Raw genomic sequence first — 19,674 nt, 5'->3', positions numbered from 1 at the left:
AAAGGGATAAAAATGAACCGTTCAGGTACCGGGTGGCTGCTGCTGGCAGGCCCCCTGCTTTTGGCTACATCCTCGGCGCAAGCCAACTACTCCCCCAATGACTGGCGACAGTATCAGCTGACTGGCGAATCGAGCCGGCAACTGGCTGCGCGCATCACCGAGATCACCTACGAGCTCAAGGCGCGCAGCAGCAACGCCCCCTATCAGCAGCTCAGGGTCTACCGTCGCTTCGACTGGCAGAGCAGCGATCTCGCCGCACTGGCCGAACAGCAGTGTGGCGAGCCGCAGCTCAAGGTAGATGCGGGCTGGCAGATCCGCTTCGTACGCTGTGAAGATCGGATTCCGGCGGGCAAGCTCATTCCCGCCAGCAGTTATGACTTTGGTTATGGCCTCAAGCAGGGTCGCTGGGAGCAGCTGGCGGGCACGCCGACCGCCCAGCGGCAGGATCGTCTGCCGCTGCCACAAGCCATCATCCTGGGTCAGAGCGAAAGGGAGCTGGATCGCTGCGAACTCAACGCGCAGGGCCGCTGCACCGAGTCGGAGTGGCACTATCAGCCGCAGGATTGGCAGCAGTTGCAGGTACTTGAAGAGACCCCGAGTGAGCGGGATGGCCGGTTGGAGCAGATCTTTTTCCGTCTGCAACCGGTGGCAGGCAGTCAGGCTGCCGCTCAGGTCAGCGAGATCCACGTCTGGCGCCGCTATCAGTGGCAGCTGGATCAGCTCACGCCTCAGCAGGAGTGTGATGAGCCGCAGGAACGCAAGGAGGGGAGCAACACCATCCGCTATCGCATCTGCCGTCAGGTGATCCCTGCAGGCAGCGAGGTTCAGGTAACGCTGCAAGATAGCGGCTACCAATACCCGGTCGCTGGCGGCGAGTGGCAACCCCTGCCAGAGAGCAAAGCGTGGCAGGAGAGTCGGGTGCTCAATCGCCCCATCGTGCTGGCCAGCAAGGAGGAGCAGCTGGAGTGCCGCCGCGCCAACGGTCGTCTCTGCTCCGAGCCAGAGCAGCCCGATGTGGATCTGCTCGACAGCGATGCCGCCAAACTGGTGGCCGACGTGAGCGGCCAGAACAGCCCTGCCTGGCAGGCGGATTACGGCCACGATGACGCCAAGCTGATGGCGGTGGTTCGCGGCATGCGTGCCCTGCTGGCGGCCAACCAGCCGACCCATCCGGCAATGGACAAGCTGCTCTACTATGTGCGCGCCCATAACTACCATGGCGGCGTTGGCAAAGAGAGTGATCAGGCCGCCCGGGCTCTAGCCGGGGTAATGATTGATCTGCTCAACCACCCCCTGCTGCTGGGTGCCGAACCACAGGATCAGGCTGGCACAGTGCTGGAAGCCTGGAGCGTAGCGGCGCAGGGACAACTTGGCCAAGCCGCCTTCCGCCAGAGTGCCGCCCCCATGCTGGCCCAGCTCAACCAGGCGCTCGGCTATGCGGTGCAACATGCGGCACAGATCAATGGCCACAAACCCTGGGCCGATGGCCTGTTCGAGCTGCTCAATCTGGTCGATCAGAGCGCCTCTTACGGTCAGCAGGCAGACTTCAGCGCAGCTGTGCTGCAACAGGAGGCGGCATTGCGCCAGAGCCTGCTGCAACTGGGCCTGAGCGAGCTGGCCCTCTGGAAACAGCGCGATGGCTCACGGGATCTGTTTATCTTCAACAACATCCTCGATGCCCACAGCCGCCTCTACCAGATGATGCGCTATCTCCATCACACCAGCCTGGATAAGGCGATCGCCTATCGCCAGCAGCTGGATCGCGATGTCATCGCCATCATGCGCCAGCAAGGGCTGATCCCGGGTGGACAGCATCCGGCTGCCATGCTGGAAGAGGTCTCCCTGACCCTCTCCAGCTACTACCTCACCTACACGGATCGCACCAGCGAAGCCTGTGTCAGCGGTGAGTTCGCCGAGCTTTGTACCCCGATCCGCATGGAAGATATTCTGCCGTTCGAGCACACCTGCTCGCCAACCCTGCGTCTGCGTGCTCAGGATCTGACCCAGGCTCAGGCCGAAGGGATCTGCCGCGAGCTGGGTGATGAAGAGCAGCGCTTCCACCAGCAGATGGAGACAGGCTGGCAACCGGTGGCCGATGATCACAACGAGGCGCTGGAGCTGGTGATCTTCAACTCCTCCGCCGACTGGGGCCGCTACGGCAGCGCGCTGTTTGGTGTCTCCACTGACAATGGCGGCATCTACATCGAGGGGGATCCAGCTCGTCCCGGCAATCAGGCCCGCTTCTTCGCCTATGAGGCAGAGTGGAAACGCCCTGCCTTCCAGGTGTGGAACCTGCGCCACGAGTACGTTCACTATCTGGATGGCCGCTTCAACCAGTACGGCAGCTTCGGCCACTATCCGCTCAACCGCACCACCTGGTGGGCCGAGGGGATTGCTGAGTACATCGCCCACGGCCAGTGCTTTGCCCGGGGTCTGGATAACGTGGCAAACCGCCCCGCCAACCAGCGTCCGACACTGGCGGCTATCCTCCACCTTGACTACGACCAAGGTGGCGAGATGGTCTACTCCTGGTCCTATACCGTGCACCGCTTCCTTAACGACACCGGTCGCGGCGCCAGCTGGCTGACGCTGGCACAGGCGCTGCGCAATCCGGATCGGCAGCAGGCGATGAGCGACTTCGAAGGGGAGCTGGACCGGCTGATCGCCAACGACAGCGACGCCTATCAGGCATGGCTCGCCCGGGATCTGCTGCCCTGGTGGCAAGCAAACAAGGAGTCAGACGCCTGCAAGGGTAACGACTCCGCCCACTGATAGACCTTCACCGACCAGAGGGGCTGCCACCGCAGCCCCTCGCTTTATCCTCCCGCTTTCCCGACCTCTGCTGCGACAACCTCTGCCCGAATGAGGTGCCCGCCCGTTATCAAGCCTGACGCCGGCGGCCGAGTTGTAATAGAATGCCGAGAGCCACCCCCTTTTCAGACCCTGACCGCACCACGCATGAAGAAGTTTGCCAAGATCCTCCTCGCCTGCCTGCTGATACTGCTGGCACTGATTGCCTCGGTGCTGGCCTATAGCGAATGGATCGTCTCGGATGCCCGCCACTACACCTACGATCAGGTGGACGAGGTGCCCTACAACCGGGTTGCGGTGGTGCTGGGTACCTCCAAATATCTCTCCGGTGGCGGCCCCAACCACTACTTCAAATACCGCATCAAGGCGGCGGCCGAGCTCTACAACAATGCCAAGGTGGACTTCATCATCGTCTCCGGTGACAACGCCACCGTGCAGTACAACGAGCCACGCCAGATGCGTCGCGCCCTGATCAAGGCGGGTATCCCCGCTTCCGCAATCTATATGGATTTCGCCGGATTCCGCACCCTAGACTCAGTGGTTCGCGCCAAGGAGGTGTTCGGTCAGGAGCGCTTTACCGTGGTATCCCAGGGCTTTCATAACGAGCGGGCCATTTTCATCGCCCGCCATTTCGGTATCGATGCGGTTGGCTTCAATGCCGAGGATCCCAGCGCCTATCAGGGGATCCGCACCCGGGTGCGGGAAGTCTTTGCCCGCCTGATGGGGCTGGTCGATCTCTACGTGCTGGACAAGGGGCCCAAATTTCTCGGAGAGCCAGTGCCCGTCGGTCTGCCTGTGCCTTGCCAGTCACTGAGCACCATCGGCAGCCTGCAACCCTGCCTCAAACAACCCAAACCGGCGGTGGATGAGGCCAAGCCAGCGGCAGTCTCTGCCGCGGTTGCCACGGAGTCAGCTACTCCATCTGCCTCGGCCGTGACTGAACAAGTCACTCCTGCTGTATCCGCAGCGGCAACGACTGAGCTGGTCACTCCCGCCCAACCCGCGATGGAAACCGCCGCAGAGGCGTCCAGCACGGCCTTGCCCACATTGCCGATGACCCCTTCAGCCGCCAGCGTCAGCACTGCCACACCATAAACAGACGACCCGCCAACTGGCGGGTCTTGTTATTACAGCGCGGGTTGTAGCGGTGAGCCTGCACACCCATTCCCAGCGACCAGGTCAGCCTCGCGCCGCCTGATAGCGGCGGGCCACTTCGGCCCAATCCACCACCTGATAGAAGGCTGCGATATAGTCAGGACGCTTGTTCTGGTACTTGAGATAGTAGGCGTGCTCCCACACATCCAGCCCCAGGATCGGGGTATGGCCATGCATCAAGGGACTATCCTGGTTGGCACTGCTCTCCACCTGCAATCTGCCCGCCTTGTCCACCACCAGCCAGGCCCAGCCACTACCAAAGCGGCTCAGAGCCGCCTGAGTGAAAGCCTGCTTGAAGGCATCGAATCCCCCCAATTCCCGCTCGATGGCCAGAGCCAGCTCACCGCCCGGCTCACCGCCCCCCTGCGGGCTCATCACCAGCCAGAACAGGGAGTGGTTGGCATGGCCGCCGCCATGGTTGCGGACCGCTCCCTGCTGGGCGGTTGGCAGGGTGTCGAAGCGGCTCAGCAGCTCCTCTACCGGCAGTGCGGCCAGATCGGGCGCCGTTTCCAGTGCGGCGTTGAGGTTATTGATATAAGTCTGGTGATGACGGCTATGGTGGATCTCCATGGTCAGTGCATCGATATGGGGTTCCAGTGCGTCGTAGGCATAGTTCAGGGCTGGCAGAGTATGGCTCATGATGACCTCTGTTCGGATTAATGGAGCCGGGATGAGGGCTCGCTCTGACACAGGCAGTGACCGAGCGAACGCATGATCCCGGCGTGGCTGCCGTGGCGCTGTACGAACGTCAGCAACTCGGCACGAGTTGTGCGGGTATGGCGCAATGCAGCCTCTCGCAGGCGAGAGGAGCAAGCGGGGGAGTGACAGGTCGCCAGCAGGCAGTCGTGCACATAGCAGAGCAGGTCGGCGGCGCGATCGGGCAGAGTCATGGCCACCAGCAGATCCGCCAGATTGTGGTGAGCCACAACCAGCGCAGCCACCGCCTCATCCGCGTCGTGCCACTGAACCAACTGCTGACGAGCCAGCCAGAGCGCCTGCTGATAATGAGCCAACGCCTGATGATACTCGCCGCAGTCAAACAGCCGATTACCCTCTCGGGTCTGCTGTTTCCAGTGACTCATGCTGCTGCCACCTTCGGTCGACTCGACCCACCCCTTCACCCAGGTTGCTGTCATATGCTTCACACCAACAAATGATAATAATTATCATTACACGAGTCGTATCCGGGAGACAAGGGGCGTCGGGATCGCAGCAAATAGCCAAAACAGCGCGGCCACCCCTTGGCAAGGAGTGGCCGCTTGAGGCACCGGTCAGTGGATTCGACCGGCCAATTGGAAGTTAATGGCAGGTCAGATGTTGTTGGCGGGCGAAGGCGGGGCAATTCCCAGCAGCATGTGATCCATCATCCCCACCATGCGCCCTATCTCGGGCTTGGTGATGGTATCGTTGGCCCCCAATTGCAGCGCTTTCTGACGGTTGTCATCGCTCATCAGGGAGGAGAACATCACGATGGGCATCTCCTTGTAGGAGGGGGTGTCCCGCAGCCGCTTGAGCAGGTGCATGCCATCCATGCGCGGCATCTCCACATCGGTGATCACCGCATTGACGAAGCCGGTCACCGGCATTCTCTCCTCCTGGGCCAGACGATCGAAATCCGTCATCATCTCCAGTCCCTCTCCCCCGTCCTTGGCCGTGATCACGTTGTAGCCAGCGGTGCGCAGGGTGGTCTCGATCATCTTGCGGATAAAGGCCGAGTCGTCCACCACCAGAATGGTTTTGCCCTGGCGCAGCGCCATCATGCGATCGTCGATGAGCACCTTGCGGTCCTGGGTGACGTCGTACTTCTCCATGCTAAGTTCGGGATTGATGTCGGCGATGATTTTCTCGAAATCGAGGATCATGATGAGGTTGCCATCGCGCCTGACCACGGCCACCACACAGTCGTTTTCACCCGCTTCCAGAAACTGGCTGGGGGACTCCACATCCTCCCAGGAGACTCGGTGGATCCTGCTGACACTGTCGATCAGGAAGCCGTTGGCCATCTTGTTGAAGTCGGTGACAATCACCACCTTGTGGCTGGGATCCGGGTTGGTTTTGATGCCAAGCCAGCCCGCCAGATCCACCAGCGGGATCAGCCGATCCCGCAGGGAGAATACCCCCACCATGTGGCGCTGGGCATTGGGGTAATCTGTAGTCTCCGGCACCCGGATCACCTCGCGCACCTTGGCAACGTTGATCCCGTAGTAGGCGATCTTTTCGCGCCCGTCCGGCAGCTGCTTCTTGAGGTGAAATTCGATGATCTCGAGCTCGTTGGTGCCGCTCTCGGTCAGAATGGATTTACGCTCTTCCCCGTCTTTGGCCATCATGGTGACTCTCATGTTCTGGTTGCGCAGGCAGCACTCTGCTGCGGTTTTCCCTCAGTATAGGAATGGAATTCGCCCAGTAGCTCGGATCTCGGCAAGATTGCAGCGTTAACCGCTTGATCCCGCAGGCTGGCACGAGCGTATCTGCCAATCAGGACAAAGTTGGCGGATGGTGAAATCCATCATGCACTCACAAGGAGCCTGAGATGAGTGAAGGCATAATCGTGATTGGCGCTTCTGGCGGGACCGGGGCAGCTCTGGTGACACATTGGTTGGCGGCTGGTGTCGGGCCAGTGATTGCCATCAGCCGTCAGCCCGCACCTGCGGGCCTCTCGTCGCCGGCTCTGCACTGGCTATGTTGTGATTACAGCGATGAGCAGATGGCAACTGCGGTAGCCCGCATCGCGGAGTTTGCACCGAAACCGCACAGGGTGGTGATCTGCAACGGCATACTGCATCAGGGGGAGATCCAGCCAGAGAAGCGACTAGAAGCAATCAATCTGGATGCCATGACCCGCCTCTACCAGACCAACGCCTTGCTGCCGCTGCGCTGGATCAGCCAGTTGTTACCGCTGTTTGGCCGCGAGCCCTGCACTTTAGCCGTTCTCAGCGCTCGTGTCGGCAGCATTGGCGACAACCGAGCGGGCGGCTGGTATGGCTATCGTGCATCCAAGGCCGCCCTCAACATGCTGCTCAAGTGTGCCGCCATCGAGCTGGCCCGGCGGGCCCCCGGCGTCAAATTGCTGGCCTTCCATCCCGGCACAGTGGATACCCAACTCTCTCGCCCGTTTCACGCCAATGTACCGCCAGGAAATGTGCAGAGTCCCGAACTGGTAGCCGACCATCTGATTAACCTGATGAGCCGGCTGCAACCGGATGGCGAGCTGAGCTTTCTCGACTGGCAGGGCAAACCTATCGAGTGGTAGAGGAGATCAGGAGACGCGCCAGCAGCGCCCGCAACCTCTTGATCACGGCGGGCTTGCCCGCCAGTTGCAACCTCGCAGCCAGTCTTCCCCAGTCGGCATATTGCCAGATGGGGGCAATCAGCAGATAACGCTCTTCAGGAGTCAGTGAACCCAGCACAGCCAGATTGCGCGCCAGCCACAGCTGCAAGCTGGATTGGCTCAGTTCGAACGGCTTGTGATGCAGGGCAAAGCACTCAATTTCGTCACGCTCGAACTCGCCAAGCTCAGCCGCGGTGACGGTGCTGCCTTGCAGGCATTGCCATACCAGCTCGGGCTCCAATCCTTTCAGCTCACCCGCCAGCAGGGTCGGCAGCTGGCGTACAAAACGCAGCTGCCACTGATTCAACTCGGTCTCATGCTCGGGTTTCAGCGCCTTTAGCAGCAGGGCTGCGTGGCAGCCGCTGGCGGCATCCCGCTGCAGGCCGATGCGCAGCACCTCCAGCCCGGCCTTGCGCCAGAAAGGGAGCAGGTCGGCGCTGGCCGAAAAGGCAGAACCGAGGTAATCGATCCCCACCTGACGATAATGTTCTTCAAGCCTGCCAAGCAGCAGCGAACCCAGTCCGTGCCGGTGCAGCTCGGGATGGATGGCGATACGCATCACCCGGGCGTATCTGCGCCCCCCCGCCGTTTTGAAACCGGCGTGGGCCAGCAGCGACTGGGGCAGCAGATGGCCGCGCGGACGGCGGCGACCGGCCCAGATCGCCTCGGCCAGCTCGGGCTCTATCTCCCCTTCCCGCGCCACCAAGGCCACACCCAGCAGGCTCTCGTCCTGCTCCAGCAGATGGATGTCGAGATCCGGGCTCTCCAGCAGGGATCTGAGATCGCTCGGCGTAGTCTGGTAGTGAGCCAGCACCAGCAGGCCGAACAGCTGGTTGAGCAACGTCTCGTCGCTCTCCAGCGCCTCCTGATTGACCAGACGCCAGCTCGGGCTGGTCGGCGGCAAGGGCATTGCGACTTCGGCATTGAGGCCGAGCAGGCGGAAAATCAGCGGCTCCAGTGGATCACGCTCACTCCAGCGAATGGGTTCAGAGAGGCGGATCTCCTGCCACTCCGGGGTCTGGCTATCGAGCACACGCTTGAAGCGCAGGTGAAAACCTCGCCCCGTCCCCTCGTAACCGTGCTCGGTGGTGGCAAACACGATGCGACTGTGGCGGGCAAGCATGGCCTCGAGCAGCGGGGTCGGAATGGCGGCCGCTTCATCCACCAGCAGCAGATCGGGATTCATCGCCTCGTGCACCAGCCGATCCGGCGAGCAGTAGCTCAGTCCGGTCAGCTGTTCAGGCGTAGTATCTAGCCCGCGAGCGGCGTGGGCAAACAGGGTCGCTACCGTTGCCTGTGAGGGGGCCGTCACCACTATGTTCAGCGAGGGTTGCTGGCGCAGCAACTCGGCGGCAGCCAGCCCCAGCAGCGCACTCTTGCCACGACCGCGGTCGGCGCTCAGCACCAGTGGCCGACGACGATGGCCGTGCAACACCTTGTGGATGGCGGGCAGCGCCCGTGCCTGATCGCTGCTCAGCCTGCGTTCGGGCCCAAGCGGTTGCCACGGCTGCGCGCAAACCGGCGGCTCCAGAGAGAGGGCTGGATCACCTTCCAGCAACCGAACCAGTCGGGCGATAAAGCCGTGGCCGGCCCGGCCCGCCTCCTCCGGCTGGGCCACCAGCCGGATCCGGTCAGGATCCGGCCATGCAGGCCACTGTGTTCTGGGCGGGGTCAGCAGCAACAGCAAGCCACCAGCGCATAGAGTGCCAGCCAGCGCCCCGAACGCATCGGGGTGAAAGCCGCTGAAGGCGTTGAACACCAGCGTGTCGCACTCCTGACCGAGCCGCTGCAGCGCCTTGGCGGCGGGTTGCGGGGCATAACACTCGGGCCCGGCACCCAGCCAGAAGACGGTCTCACCGAGCAGGGATTGGGCGCGGGCAATGCAGTCGGCCTCCTCCCCCTCCAGCCAGATCAGGCGCCGCTCACCGGCGCGGGCCAGCGCCTCGCGCAGCAAGGCGACCTCTTGCAGAGTCATGAAGCCTGGCTGTCAGCCGGTTTGCGGGGCTCGAACATGCGATCTCCCATCTGATCGATAAAGGTGTGGGCCTTCTGCACCATGAAACGCTCGGCATCGGCCGGATTGACAAACAGATCGGAGCGGATGAAACGGTGGGTTTGCAGCACGCCGTCCAGCTCTTTGGTGATGCGGCCAGCCAACCGGTACTGGCCCCCTTCCGCCATTGGCTCGGGGTAGATGAGATAGCCGGCATATTCGGTGGGAGTGACTTCGGCGACCACAGCGGGCTGGCCGCCAAACAGGGCAGTGAACAGTTTCTTGAGCATGATGTTTTCCTCAGTGACAGGGCATTGTCACCAAGGGGTTGATGGCTGGCAAGCGGGGGATCTTATTACCAACGGTTATTTGCACTACGAACCATTCTCATTTAGATTTCATGTCATTCCACAAGAGGTAATCATCATGTACGTCTGTTTGTGCCGCGGCATCACAGATACCCAGATCCGCAAGGCGGTGCAGTCAGGTAAAAGCGAATTCCGCCAGCTCAAGCAGTCGCTCGAGGTGGGCGCCCAGTGTGGCAAATGCGTGCGCATGACCATGGAGATCATCGCCGCCGAACTGGACAAGGCCGAGCTGGAACAGGCGCCGCTCTACTACGAGGTGGCCTGAGCAGGGCCTGTCGCCGGTAAAACCGGCCCGTCTTTTCAATCCCTTTCCGCAGGCGAGCTAGCTCGCTGGACCTCTTGTTGTCACTTTTCTGGACTAAGCTCTAAGGATCTCAGCCTCAGGCACGAACCAAGGAGCACTGTCGATGAAAGGAGATCCCAAGATCATTGCCCACCTCAACAAGGTACTGGCCAATGAGCTGATAGCCATCAACCAATATTTTCTGCATGCCCGCATCTACGATGACTGGGGCCTCAAGGCGCTCGGGCACAAGGAGTATCACGAGTCCATCGATGAGATGAAACACGCCGACGAGCTGGTCAAACGGGTGCTGTTTCTGGAAGGACTGCCCAACTTGCAGGATCTGGGCAAGCTGCGCATAGGCGAGACGGTGGAGGAGATGCTGCGCTGCGACCTGTCGCTGGAGATGGATGCCATCCCCGACCTCAAGGTAGCCATCGCCTATGCCGAGTCGGTACAAGACTACATCAGCCGCGACCTGTTCCAGGAGATCCTGGAAGACGAGGAGGAGCACGTGGACTGGCTGGAGACCCAGCTCGATCTCATCGATCGCATCGGGCTGGAGAACTACCAGCAGTCGCAACTGCACCACAGTTCATCCTGAATAGTTATGGCATGAAAAAACGGTTAAAAAACCCGCTACGGCGGGTTTTTTAATGTCTGGCTGCATAGCTTTTCACACCACTTATCAGCATGAAAAATAAGCGTATTTTTGTTAATCAGATCGCAAAAACAGACGCTTGGGAGTTGCACTATTGGAGCCCCTCACAGGGACATACAATAACAACATGTGAAAGGACTACATCATGCACTTCCTACCCAACAAGCTCGCGCTAGCCTGCGCCATTGCCCTCTCTCTTGCCGCCTGCAACGACAACAGCTCCAACGCCCCGGCGGATCCCGCCGCCGCCAAGGCCTCTCTGATGCAGACCATGGACGAGGCCCTGCGCGAAGGCCAGGCGCTCGACCCCTACGGTTTTGCCATCGATGCCGCTAGCATCGCCAAGCGCAAGGCCCTCGACAACGCCCTGCTCAAGCGGCTGGATGCTCTGGACGTGAGCGTGCTGAGCGAACGGGACCGGTTGTTCTACGACATGATCCGCTGGGATCTGCAGATCAACCTGGCGGGTTACGATCTGCCCCAGTCCCAGATCCCGATCCATCACTTCCGCAACCGGGTGGTGGATCTGGCCGATGAGGTGGGGGCCACCCCGGCCAGTGGCAGGGCCGCCCGCACCGTCGAGGGTGGCTTCGACTACTTCGAGCAGAGTTCGGCCGAGCGGGTCGCACCGGGGGATGCCGCCTGGCGGCGCGATATCGATCGCCCGGCCGCAGCCCCGGTTCCGGTGAGCAAGGCGAGGGCCGCTACCGCGCCACTGGCCTGGTATCAGGAGCACCTCACCTGGCTCAAGGCCTATAACGGCTACCTTGCCGAGGTGAAGCACCAGTTCGAACTGGGCAGCGCTCAGGGCAACACCCTGCCGGACGAGCTGGTGGACCGGCTGCTGGCCCAGCTCAACAGCAAGCTGGATGGGGAGGCGATCGCCGGCGCCTATCTCGGCTGGCAGCAACTGCCGGGAGAGGCGGACGAGGCGCTGCGCAGCGAGTACAAGGGGGTGCTGGACAGCATCAACGGCCGCTATCTGGCGCTGCGCGACTACCTGGATTACCAGCATGGCGGCGCCTATGCGGTGCGCCTTGGCAGCGGCGAGTGCGACGACGGTTTCTGCGGCATGACCAACGGGCGCGACTGGTATCGCTGGCTGCTGAAGAAGCACACCACCACCGACATGACGCCGGAGCAGGTGCATGCGCTGGGGCTGAGCGAGGTGGAGCGGATCTTCGGCGCCATGGTCAAGGTGTGCCATACCGTCGGCAAGTGTGACAGCGACGACGTGGCCCAGAGCAAGCAGAGCGGCCAGATCTACGCCTTCTTCCGCTATCTGAACGAGCCGGCCTTCTTCTACCAGAATCCGCTGGCGGTCTGGTCTGCCGGCCTCAACCCGGACAATGCAGCCGGGGCGACCCTGAGCGGGCCGCAGCAACAGGCGCTGGCCGAACACGAGCGGGCACTGCAGGAGTACAACGCCTTCAAGAGCAAGGCGGCGCTGGTGCTGCCGGACTTCTTCGATGCCGAGCGTACCATTCCCAAGCTGGATTACGAGGTGGTGCCCGTCTCCTATGAAGATGCGCCATACGGCGGGGTGGCTTGGTATCAGGACGGCAACCCGCAGACCGGCCGCAAGGGGCAGTTCTTCCTCAACACCTACTTCCCTTATGGTCTGCAGAGCTGGAACATCAGCACCCTGCTGGCCCACGAGGCGGCGCCAGGCCACCACTTCCAGATCACCATCGCCCAGGAGCTGGCCGCGAAGGATCCCGACTTCCCGCAGTACGTGGCGAACGCCTCCTACACCGCCTATGCGGAGGGCTGGGCGCTCTACACCGAATACCTGGCGGATCACGACATGGGGCTCTATCAGGGGCGCGGTCTCTATGATCCGGAGGTGGGGGACGTGAAGGTCGAGGGATCGTCCGCCTTCAACAACCAGCTGCAGTACTTCGGTCGCCTCAACGAGGAGATGCTGAGGGCCATGCGGTTGGTGGTGGATACCGGCATTCACTGGTATGGCTGGAGCCACGACCAGGCCGTCAACTACATGAAGGAGAACTCGGCGCTGGGGGCGGGGGATATCAGCTCCGAGGTGCCGCGCTACATGGCCTACACCGGCCAGGCGACCTCCTACAAGGCTGGCCAGCTGGCGCTGATCCGGATGCGGGAGTCGGCCGAGCAGGCGCTGGGCGCAGGCTTTGACCTCAAGGCGTTCCACCACCATGTGCTGGAATACGGCATGCTGCCCATCTCGGTGCTGGAGCAGAAGAACCAGCAGTGGATTGAACAGTCGAAGTGATCACAGTTACGGCGCCCGGCAAGGCAATGGGCGCCGCTTTCGATTAGGATACGGCTCTCTGCCAATAACAATGCTACGGACGATTTCCATGGAACAGATTGCACGCGAGATGGCACCCCACAAACGGGTGGCACTGGTGGCTCACGACAACATGAAGACCCCTCTGCTGAACTGGGTGATGCGCCGCAAGGAGGAGCTCAAGCTCCACCATCTCTATGCGACCGGCACCACCGGCACCATGCTCGGCAAGAAGGCGCAACTGCCCATCACCTGCCTCTTCTCCGGCCCGATGGGGGGCGACCAGCAGCTCGGCGCCCTGATCGCCGAGGGCAAGATCGACGTGCTGATCTTCTTCTGGGATCCCCTCAATGCGGTGCCCCACGATCCGGATGTTAAGGCGCTGCTGCGCCTCGCGGCAGTCTGGAACATCCCGGTCGCCACCAACGAGGCGACCGCTGATTTCATCATGGACAGCCCCCACATGCGCCAGGCGTTCAGCGTGCAGATCCCGGACTACGCCGGCTACCTCAAGGCGCGTACCGAGTGATCGGCTAACCCGTCATGCAAGAGGGCCGCAACAAGCGGCCCTCTTTAATTGGGAAAATGAATCAGCCAGGGAAACAAACCGGCGCAGGCTTATAGCGCACGGGCGAGAATGCGCGCCACCCGATCCGGATCGATATCCTGCTGTTCACCGAGCGCAGTGCGCCCCACCCGCTTGAGGTTGGAGCAGACCGCCGGAATGCAGCTTTCGCTGAGGCCATAGTCGGCCAGCCGGGTGCCCAGCCCCATCTTCTGGAAGAACTGCTCGGTACGGATGATCGTCTCCTCGATGCGCAGGGCCTTGTCCTCGCGGGTCGAATGCCACACCCGCTCGGCAAACTGGGCCAGTTTCTCCTGCTTCTGCGCAGCCCGCTCCCGCAGCAGGGCGGGCAGCACCACCGCCAGACTCTGACCATGGTCGAGCCCGTAAAGCGCCGTCAGCTGATGGCCGATGGCGTGGGAGGCCCAATCCTGTGGCACCCCGCAACCGATAAGGCCGTTGAGCGCCAGACTGGCCGCCCACATCAGATTGGCCCGCACCTGATAGTTGGTCGGCTCCGCCAGCGCCTTGGGGCCGTTCTCCACCAGCACCTGCAGCAGCCCCTCCGCCAGTCTGTCCTGCACCTCGCCTCCCACCGGGAAGGTGAGGTACTGCTCGGCGATATGGACGAAGGCATCCACCACCCCGTTGCCGGTCTGGCGCGGCGGCAGGCTGTAGGTAGTGGTCGGGTCGAGCACCGCAAACTGCGGCTGCACCAGCGGGCTTCTGAAGGAGATCTTCACATCTCCCCGGCTCACCACCGAGGTGGGATTGCTCTCGGAGCCGGTCGCCGGCAGGGTCAGCACACAGCCCATCGGCAGCGCCTTGTGCACGCTCGCCTGCTTGCCGCAGATATCCCAGGGATCATCCCCCTCGTAGCAGGCTGCGGCCGCAACAAACTTGGTGCCATCGACAACCGAGCCGCCCCCGACTGCCAGCAAGAAGTCGATGCGCTCGCGTTTCACCTGCGCCACCGCCTCCATCAACAGCTCGAATCTGGGGTTGGCACCGATGCCAGAAAACTCCTGCCACGTCACCCCCTCCAGCGCCCGGGTCAACTGCTCATACACCCCGTTCTGCTTGATGCTGCCACCGCCGTAGAGCACCAGCAGCCGGCTGCCGGGCGGGATCAGTTCGGGCAGGCAGGCGATCTGCCCCTCGCCGAAACAGATGCGGGTCGGATTGGCATATTGGAAGTTGTACACGGCGGGCTCCTCGACTTGATCAATGCGGGGACATTGTGCGCCCACGATCCCGACAGGTCAAAAAACGGGAGCCGGCTATCAAATTGCATATTGAGCAGGCTGCCTGCGAAATAAAGAGCGACGGCTCTGCTATGGTCTCCTGGCAGCTTTGCTATGGTCTCTTCGGGAGCTGGGAGTGCTGCCTTGCTCCATCCCGGCGCTGCCCCTTCCAACTCCTTTGCTCACAAGGTCTGACACATGAAACTAAAACATGCATGGATTGCCGCTCTGCTCTCCCTCTCAACCACGCTGACGCAGGCCGCCGAGGTCACCGCCGACGTCGCCACGGCCCCCGGCAAGGCCAACATAGTGGAGGCCGTATACGCCCAGGCGAAGGTGACCGCCATCGACATTGCCAGTCGCAAGGTGAGCCTGACCAATGCCGCCAGTGAAGCGTTCGATATCATCGCCGGTGAACAGGTCACCAATCTGGCCAACCTCAAGGTGGGCGATACGGTGGCGCTCAGATATCTGCAGATGCTGGATCTGGAGCTCATCAAGGGCGGGGCGGGCGTCAGACAGCGGATCGTGGAGGTGGCTGCCGACAAGGCCGGAGCAGGTGAGAAACCGGGAGCCGGCGTGGCCAGAAAAGTGACCCTCTATGGTGATGTCATCGCCGTCGACAAGGCGCAGCAGACCATCACGGTCAAAGGGGTGGATCACACCCTGATGCTCAAGGTACACGACCCGGCGCAGCTTGCCCTGATCGCCCAGGGGGATCAGATCAAGGCCGTCCAGACCCAGGCAGTGGGGATTGGCATAGTGCCTGAAAAGAAATAGCGCCTGAAAAGAGATAGCGTGGCTGACTTGTTCCAGCCCCGCTCTTGCTCAAACAGAAAGGGAGTGGCATCTGCCCTCCCTTTTTTACTGCGCAGCTTGTTGCATGGCGCAGTTCACTTAACCCCGACAGGGGCAAGTGCTTGCCCCCCTAGCCACGAATTGCCGTTTGAGTCGTGCCGGCAACCCCTCAGGCGGTTTTGGCCTCATCTTTGGATGAGCTCTTCTTGCCGGTCAGGCGATCCATTGCCTCTTTCAGCATCGCATCTTTCTGCTCATTGAGCGGCTTGCTCTGCTCAGCCCGCTCTTCCGGGGTCAGCTTCTTGTTGTCGGCGATAGCCTTGAGCTTGTCTTCTATCTCGTTGAATTTTTTGCGATCAAACCCGAGTGCCTTATCCACCAGCTGCTGCACCACGCCCCCCTTGTCGGAGCTCATGTCGAGCGCCGGCGGCAACTTGCTGTTCTTGGCCAGATGTTCATAGGTGAGCACCTGCTGGGCCTGACCGGTCATGCGCTGGGTGGAGAGGCTGACCATCTCCTCCCAGCCACCACCCTGACCACCGCTACTGGCACTGTTGAGGGTGGCGAGGGCGCGGTTGTTGGAGGCGCTCTGGGCAAGCTGCTGGCTGTAGGGTTTGATATCCATGAAGACTCCCGTTCTGTGTGCCGACCCGCCGGAGCGGGCCGACTGAATGCGGCGGTATGGGGTCTGGCCCCACCTTTGACAATAAAACCAGCAAGTTACAGGCCAACTTGTTAGATTGGTCGAGATCCCCGCGCTGGCAAGCTTGCCAGCGGTTACAGCCCCGACGCAGCGTCAGAATCATGACTCATCCGCTGCTTTCCCCCAATTTCCGACACATACCGCTGCCTCAAAAACGCTGCACCCTATAAACCGCAGGAACGCTCCGTCGATCACAAAACAAACAACCAGCGAGGCATACAATTTTGGCGCACATCACAACCAGCCAGCCGTGTCATGGATGATCTGTTCGTAAAACCAATAACAGGCAGACCAATCTGCCGAGCGCACTCCGCTGCCAGTTCGGAGTTGCGGCCTCCCCACACCTCATCCCCTCGTCTGACTCTCACTCACCGCAACCTTTCGGGCATAACGATGAAAAAACACACCTTGAGTCTTCTCTCCGCCACCCTGCTCACCCTGCTTGGCACCAGTGCCGACGCCTGTACCGGCCTTATCGTCGGCAAGGGGGCCAGTGCCGATGGCAGCGTGATGATCGCCAGAAACGAGGATTTTGGCGTCAACAACTGGAACAAGTACCTCGCCTTCCGGCCCGCGCAGCAGAACGAGGGCAAGGTCTGGAAACTGGGTAACGGGCTGGAAGTGCCGATGCCCAAGGCGTTTTTCGCCTACTCCGCCATTCGTGACTGGGATGCCACAGCCAGCGACCCCGACGGCAAGTATTACGAGGAGCGCGGCATCAACGAGTTCAACGTCGCCATTTCGGCCACCACCAGTGCCGAGGTCAACGACAAGGCCCAGAAAGCCGATCCGCTGATCGAGAAGGGAGTGATTGAAGCCATCATCCCGACCCTGATCCTGCCGCAGGCCAAAACGGCCAAAGAGGGGGTCGAGCTGCTCGGCAGCTATGTGGAGCAATATGGCGCCGGTGAGGGCAACAGCCTCTATCTGGCGGATGTGAACGAGGCCTGGCTGATGGAGATCGGCTCCGGCCACCACTGGATTGCGGTGCGGGTGCCGGACGACAGCTACGCCATGGTGGCCAACGGCCTGCGCATCCACGGCGTCAATCTCGACAGCGCCGATGTGCTGCACTCGCCCAAGCTGCTGGAGTTTGTACGCGAGCACAAACTGCTGGATAACGCCGACCCGAAAGAGTTCAACTTCGCCAAGGCGTTCGGGGTCATCGCTGACCCGTATAACGTGGATCGGGAGTGGCTCGGCCAGAAAATGCTGACCGCCAGCCATCCGCAGCCGACCCGGCAGGCGCAATATCCGCTCTTTATGAAGCCGGATGATCCCATCGCCGTGCCGGACGTGGCCAAACTGCTGAGCGCCACCTATGAGGGCACGCCGCTGGCGGGCAAGGCTGAGCGGCCGATCCGCATCGATCGCCAGCTGGAATCCCACGTCATCCAGCTGCGCAAGGAGATGCCCAAAGAGCTGCAGGGATTGATCTGGCAGAGCTACGGCGTGCTGGCCGAATCTGTGATGGTGCCGCTATACAACACCCTGGAATCCTACCCCCAGCCCTATCGCACCGGCAGCGACAGCTACTCCGATGACTCTGCCTACTGGCAGTTCCGCAGCCTGACCGCGCTGGCCAGCGCCGATCCGGACAAGTACCTGCCGCTGCTGCGCGGCGTCTGGAGCAAGGAGAGCAGCAAGCTTTACAAGGAGGTAGCCCTGCTCGACAAGAGCCTGAAGCAGGCCTATGCCAGCGACAAGGCTACCGCCATCGGGCTAGCCGCCGACTACTCCTATGGCCAGTTGGAGCAGACCTATCAGATGGCCAAAACGCTGCGCTACAAGCTGATGACGGATCTCACCAAGCGCACCGAGAAGAAGTATTCGCCGGAGGAGTTCAAGAAGATCATGAGCCTGTAATCGGTTCGCCAACGCAAAGAGGCTCCTAAGGGAGCCTCTTTTGTTTCAGCCAATGCGGCGATCAGCGACGGCTGATATTGAGCGGGCCGAAGGTCTGCGCCACCGGCATGATCTCGATGCTGTTGATGTTGACGTGGGCCGGTTGCTGGCTCACCCAGAGCACGGTATTGGCGATGTCTTCCGGCTGGATCGCTTCCACCCCCTGATAGACGGAGGCCGCCTTGGCATCATCACCGTGGAAGCGCACGTTGGAGAACTCGGTGCCGCCGCACAGGCCCGGCTCCACGTTGGTGACGCGGATGGCGGTACCCGCCAGATCGGCGCGCAGGTTGAGGCTGAACTGCTTCACGAACGCCTTGGTGGCGCCGTAGACGTTACCACCCGGATAGGGGTAGGTGCCCGCAATCGAACCGATATTGATGACGTGACCGCGATTGCGCGCCACCATGCCCGGCAGCAGCAATCGGGTGAGCAGGGTCAGACCGCTGATGTTGGTGGCGATCATCTGCTCCCAATCTTCCAGATCCGCCTTGTGGGCCGGCTCCAGCCCCAGCGCCAGACCGGCGTTGTTGACCAGCAGATCCACCTCGCTCCACTCGGCTGGCAGAGCAGCGATGGCAGCGCGGGTGGCCGCCTTGTCCTGCACGTCGAACGCCAGCGGCAGGAACTGCGCGCCCAGCTCGTCAGCCAGCGCAGCGAGCCGCTCGGCGCGACGACCGGTACCGATCACCTTGTAGCCCGCCTGCACCAGCTGGCGGCTGATGGACTCACCAAACCCGGACGAGGCGCCCGTTACCATTGCTATCATCTGAACCTCCATTATCTCAACCGATATTGTTATTTATGTTGTTGAAACCAATCTGACTTATTCATCGCTCAATTCACGTCCGGTCGCCTTGCGCCAGACAAACACCGCCAGATGGAGCAGAAAGAGTGCCGAGCCCCCCAGCGCAAACAGCAGGGCGGTGAGGGCGTTGACCGAAGTGTCGGCACCAAACCACCACCAGACCAGCCAGCCGACCATGCCGATGGCAAAGGTCTGGCCGGCACAGAGCGGGCAGCGCCCCAGCTTGGCCCTGATGGCGGTGGCAAGACAGTTGTCGCAGCTCATCCCCTCTCCTCTTCTCTCCTCTCTCCGGCCAGCTTCAGCACCAGCCGATGGGCATGCTGACCCGGGCCATAGTAGTCGGGCAGCCGCTGGGTGGCTTTGAACCCCAGCCCCCGATAGAGCGCCAGTGCCTCGGCGTTGGCATCGCCGACCTCCAGCCGGATCGCCCCCCAGCCAGCCTCCTGCCCTTCGCGGATCACCTGCTCCAGCAGGCGCCGCGCCCAGCCCTGACGACGGATGGTCCAGCGGATGGCGAGGGTCTGCACGATGAGGCGATCCCACCCCTTGTGCTCCAGCAGGCAGAGATAGCCCATCAACTGCTCCTTCTCATCCAGCACCAGCAGGGTGCGGCCTCTGGCCTGGGCGAGCAGATAGTGCCAGCGACTGCGGCCAAAGGCGACCTCGGGAGGAAAACAGTAGCGTTCCAGTTTAACGATGGCGCCCAGATCGCTGGGTCGGGCGGCGCGGACGGTCAACACGGGGAGTCCTTGTTCGGTTATTTATCCTCAGCACCAAAAATGC

The 19,674-nt window shown here is 61.7% G+C and carries 19 protein-coding genes; 9 read left to right on the top strand and 10 right to left on the bottom strand.

Features of this window, described 5'->3' with window-relative positions; genetic code table 11:
* Positions 1-12 precede the first annotated feature (12 nt).
* A complete protein-coding gene (locus G5171_RS11125) occupies positions 13-2,772 on the top strand; it encodes a collagenase (RefSeq protein ID WP_421260182.1) in 2,760 nt (919 codons plus the stop codon).
* Positions 2,773-2,958: 186 nt separating this feature from the next.
* On the top strand, positions 2,959-3,906 hold the full coding sequence (locus G5171_RS11120; protein ID WP_421260181.1) for an ElyC/SanA/YdcF family protein: 948 nt from the start codon (positions 2,959-2,961) through the stop codon (positions 3,904-3,906).
* An 84-nt stretch (positions 3,907-3,990) separates the two neighbouring features.
* On the opposite strand, the gene G5171_RS11115 is transcribed toward G5171_RS11120, so the two are convergent.
* The 3 genes from G5171_RS11115 to G5171_RS11105 all read right to left on the bottom strand — a co-directional run bounded on the left by G5171_RS11115 (position 3,991) and on the right by G5171_RS11105 (position 6,293).
* Positions 3,991-4,605, bottom strand: a complete 615-nt coding sequence (locus tag G5171_RS11115) for a superoxide dismutase (protein ID WP_421250731.1) — start codon at positions 4,603-4,605, stop codon at positions 3,991-3,993.
* Between the two features lie 17 nt (positions 4,606-4,622).
* Positions 4,623-5,102, bottom strand: coding sequence for a hypothetical protein (locus tag G5171_RS11110; RefSeq protein WP_005354955.1), 480 nt, complete (start codon positions 5,100-5,102; stop codon positions 4,623-4,625).
* 174 nt (positions 5,103-5,276) lie between these two features.
* Positions 5,277-6,293 carry a chemotaxis protein gene (locus G5171_RS11105; RefSeq protein ID WP_100644989.1) on the bottom strand — a complete coding sequence of 339 codons (1,017 nt, stop codon included), beginning with the start codon at positions 6,291-6,293 and terminating at the stop codon, positions 5,277-5,279.
* A 203-nt stretch (positions 6,294-6,496) separates the two neighbouring features.
* On the opposite strand from G5171_RS11105, the gene G5171_RS11100 reads away from it, so the two are divergent.
* Positions 6,497-7,216 (top strand): SDR family NAD(P)-dependent oxidoreductase, encoded by a 720-nt coding sequence (locus tag G5171_RS11100; RefSeq protein ID WP_335828515.1) that lies wholly within the window; start codon positions 6,497-6,499, stop codon positions 7,214-7,216.
* Here the strand turns inward: G5171_RS11100 and G5171_RS11095 are convergent.
* Together G5171_RS11095 and G5171_RS11090 are read right to left on the bottom strand one after the other, a co-directional pair.
* Complete coding sequence (locus G5171_RS11095) at positions 7,203-9,269, bottom strand: tRNA(Met) cytidine acetyltransferase TmcA (protein ID WP_421260180.1); 2,067 nt, start codon at positions 9,267-9,269, stop codon at positions 7,203-7,205. The two genes, G5171_RS11100 and G5171_RS11095, sit on opposite strands and share 14 nt — an antisense overlap.
* Entirely contained in the window at positions 9,266-9,577 is a 312-nt protein-coding gene (locus G5171_RS11090) for an HlyU family transcriptional regulator (protein ID WP_335828513.1), read from the bottom strand. The genes G5171_RS11095 and G5171_RS11090 overlap by 4 nt, the downstream gene beginning before the upstream one ends.
* A gap of 136 nt (positions 9,578-9,713) precedes the next feature.
* Here G5171_RS11090 and G5171_RS11085 point away from each other — a divergent pair, with 136 nt between their 5' ends.
* The 4 genes from G5171_RS11085 (at position 9,714) to G5171_RS11070 (ending at position 13,397) form a co-directional block, all read left to right on the top strand.
* Entirely contained in the window at positions 9,714-9,920 is a 207-nt protein-coding gene (locus tag G5171_RS11085; protein ID WP_216980044.1) for a bacterioferritin-associated ferredoxin, read from the top strand.
* 142 nt (positions 9,921-10,062) lie between these two features.
* The gene (gene bfr / locus G5171_RS11080; RefSeq protein ID WP_042053647.1) at positions 10,063-10,542 is read left to right on the top strand and encodes a bacterioferritin; all 480 of its coding nucleotides are present in this window, start codon (positions 10,063-10,065) and stop codon (positions 10,540-10,542) included.
* A gap of 202 nt (positions 10,543-10,744) precedes the next feature.
* Positions 10,745-12,850 (top strand): DUF885 domain-containing protein, encoded by a 2,106-nt coding sequence (locus tag G5171_RS11075; protein WP_421260179.1) that lies wholly within the window; start codon positions 10,745-10,747, stop codon positions 12,848-12,850.
* Positions 12,851-12,938: 88 nt separating this feature from the next.
* On the top strand, positions 12,939-13,397 hold the full coding sequence (locus G5171_RS11070) for a methylglyoxal synthase (protein ID WP_005363178.1): 459 nt from the start codon (positions 12,939-12,941) through the stop codon (positions 13,395-13,397).
* Positions 13,398-13,486: 89 nt separating this feature from the next.
* Here the strand turns inward: G5171_RS11070 and G5171_RS11065 are convergent, their stop codons facing one another.
* Positions 13,487-14,638, bottom strand: a complete 1,152-nt coding sequence (locus G5171_RS11065; RefSeq protein ID WP_421250728.1) for an iron-containing alcohol dehydrogenase — start codon at positions 14,636-14,638, stop codon at positions 13,487-13,489.
* 237 nt (positions 14,639-14,875) lie between these two features.
* Between G5171_RS11065 and G5171_RS11060 the strand changes: the two genes are divergently transcribed.
* Complete coding sequence (locus G5171_RS11060) at positions 14,876-15,457, top strand: hypothetical protein (protein ID WP_421250727.1); 582 nt, start codon at positions 14,876-14,878, stop codon at positions 15,455-15,457.
* A gap of 187 nt (positions 15,458-15,644) precedes the next feature.
* On the opposite strand, the gene G5171_RS11055 is transcribed toward G5171_RS11060, so the two are convergent.
* A complete protein-coding gene (locus tag G5171_RS11055) occupies positions 15,645-16,100 on the bottom strand; it encodes a hypothetical protein (RefSeq protein WP_033115559.1) in 456 nt (151 codons plus the stop codon).
* Between the two features lie 471 nt (positions 16,101-16,571).
* On the opposite strand from G5171_RS11055, the gene G5171_RS11050 reads away from it, so the two are divergent.
* Positions 16,572-18,044 carry a C69 family dipeptidase gene (locus tag G5171_RS11050; protein ID WP_216976082.1) on the top strand — a complete coding sequence of 491 codons (1,473 nt, stop codon included), beginning with the start codon at positions 16,572-16,574 and terminating at the stop codon, positions 18,042-18,044.
* A gap of 61 nt (positions 18,045-18,105) precedes the next feature.
* Here G5171_RS11050 and G5171_RS11045 read toward each other — a convergent pair whose 3' ends face one another.
* Genes G5171_RS11045 through G5171_RS11035 form a run of 3 tightly spaced genes read right to left on the bottom strand, consistent with a single transcriptional unit; the run spans position 18,106 to position 19,631 of the window.
* Positions 18,106-18,852 (bottom strand): SDR family oxidoreductase, encoded by a 747-nt coding sequence (locus tag G5171_RS11045; protein ID WP_104016563.1) that lies wholly within the window; start codon positions 18,850-18,852, stop codon positions 18,106-18,108.
* A 57-nt stretch (positions 18,853-18,909) separates the two neighbouring features.
* Positions 18,910-19,155 carry a DUF3624 domain-containing protein gene (locus G5171_RS11040; protein ID WP_421260178.1) on the bottom strand — a complete coding sequence of 82 codons (246 nt, stop codon included), beginning with the start codon at positions 19,153-19,155 and terminating at the stop codon, positions 18,910-18,912.
* Positions 19,152-19,631 carry a GNAT family N-acetyltransferase gene (locus G5171_RS11035; protein ID WP_408842074.1) on the bottom strand — a complete coding sequence of 160 codons (480 nt, stop codon included), beginning with the start codon at positions 19,629-19,631 and terminating at the stop codon, positions 19,152-19,154. Before G5171_RS11035 ends, G5171_RS11040 begins: the two co-directional genes overlap by 4 nt.
* Positions 19,632-19,674: the final 43 nt, after the last annotated feature.

Origin of the sequence: Aeromonas sp. 600774 (assembly GCF_049175075.1) — a bacterium.
In the GTDB taxonomy this organism is placed as follows: Bacteria; Pseudomonadota; Gammaproteobacteria; order Enterobacterales; family Aeromonadaceae; genus Aeromonas; species Aeromonas veronii_A.
Note: the sequence above shows the minus strand (reverse complement) of the source record. Positions and strands in the feature narration are given on the sequence as shown.

Coding starts and splice junctions, on each gene's coding strand:
- bfr (WP_042053647.1), top strand. CDS start 10,063: ATGAAAGGAGATCCCAAGATCATTGCCCACCTCAACAAGGTACTGGCC.
- G5171_RS11110 (WP_005354955.1), bottom strand. CDS start 5,102: ATGACAGCAACCTGGGTGAAGGGGTGGGTCGAGTCGACCGAAGGTGGC.
- G5171_RS11060 (WP_421250727.1), top strand. CDS start 14,876: ATGAAACTAAAACATGCATGGATTGCCGCTCTGCTCTCCCTCTCAACC.
- G5171_RS11125 (WP_421260182.1), top strand. CDS start 13: ATGAACCGTTCAGGTACCGGGTGGCTGCTGCTGGCAGGCCCCCTGCTT.
- G5171_RS11085 (WP_216980044.1), top strand. CDS start 9,714: ATGTACGTCTGTTTGTGCCGCGGCATCACAGATACCCAGATCCGCAAG.
- G5171_RS11075 (WP_421260179.1), top strand. CDS start 10,745: ATGCACTTCCTACCCAACAAGCTCGCGCTAGCCTGCGCCATTGCCCTC.
- G5171_RS11070 (WP_005363178.1), top strand. CDS start 12,939: ATGGAACAGATTGCACGCGAGATGGCACCCCACAAACGGGTGGCACTG.
- G5171_RS11090 (WP_335828513.1), bottom strand. CDS start 9,577: ATGCTCAAGAAACTGTTCACTGCCCTGTTTGGCGGCCAGCCCGCTGTG.
- G5171_RS11050 (WP_216976082.1), top strand. CDS start 16,572: ATGAAAAAACACACCTTGAGTCTTCTCTCCGCCACCCTGCTCACCCTG.
- G5171_RS11120 (WP_421260181.1), top strand. CDS start 2,959: ATGAAGAAGTTTGCCAAGATCCTCCTCGCCTGCCTGCTGATACTGCTG.
- G5171_RS11115 (WP_421250731.1), bottom strand. CDS start 4,605: ATGAGCCATACTCTGCCAGCCCTGAACTATGCCTACGACGCACTGGAA.
- G5171_RS11095 (WP_421260180.1), bottom strand. CDS start 9,269: ATGACTCTGCAAGAGGTCGCCTTGCTGCGCGAGGCGCTGGCCCGCGCC.
- G5171_RS11040 (WP_421260178.1), bottom strand. CDS start 19,155: ATGAGCTGCGACAACTGTCTTGCCACCGCCATCAGGGCCAAGCTGGGG.
- G5171_RS11100 (WP_335828515.1), top strand. CDS start 6,497: ATGAGTGAAGGCATAATCGTGATTGGCGCTTCTGGCGGGACCGGGGCA.
- G5171_RS11055 (WP_033115559.1), bottom strand. CDS start 16,100: ATGGATATCAAACCCTACAGCCAGCAGCTTGCCCAGAGCGCCTCCAAC.
- G5171_RS11045 (WP_104016563.1), bottom strand. CDS start 18,852: ATGATAGCAATGGTAACGGGCGCCTCGTCCGGGTTTGGTGAGTCCATC.
- G5171_RS11105 (WP_100644989.1), bottom strand. CDS start 6,293: ATGATGGCCAAAGACGGGGAAGAGCGTAAATCCATTCTGACCGAGAGC.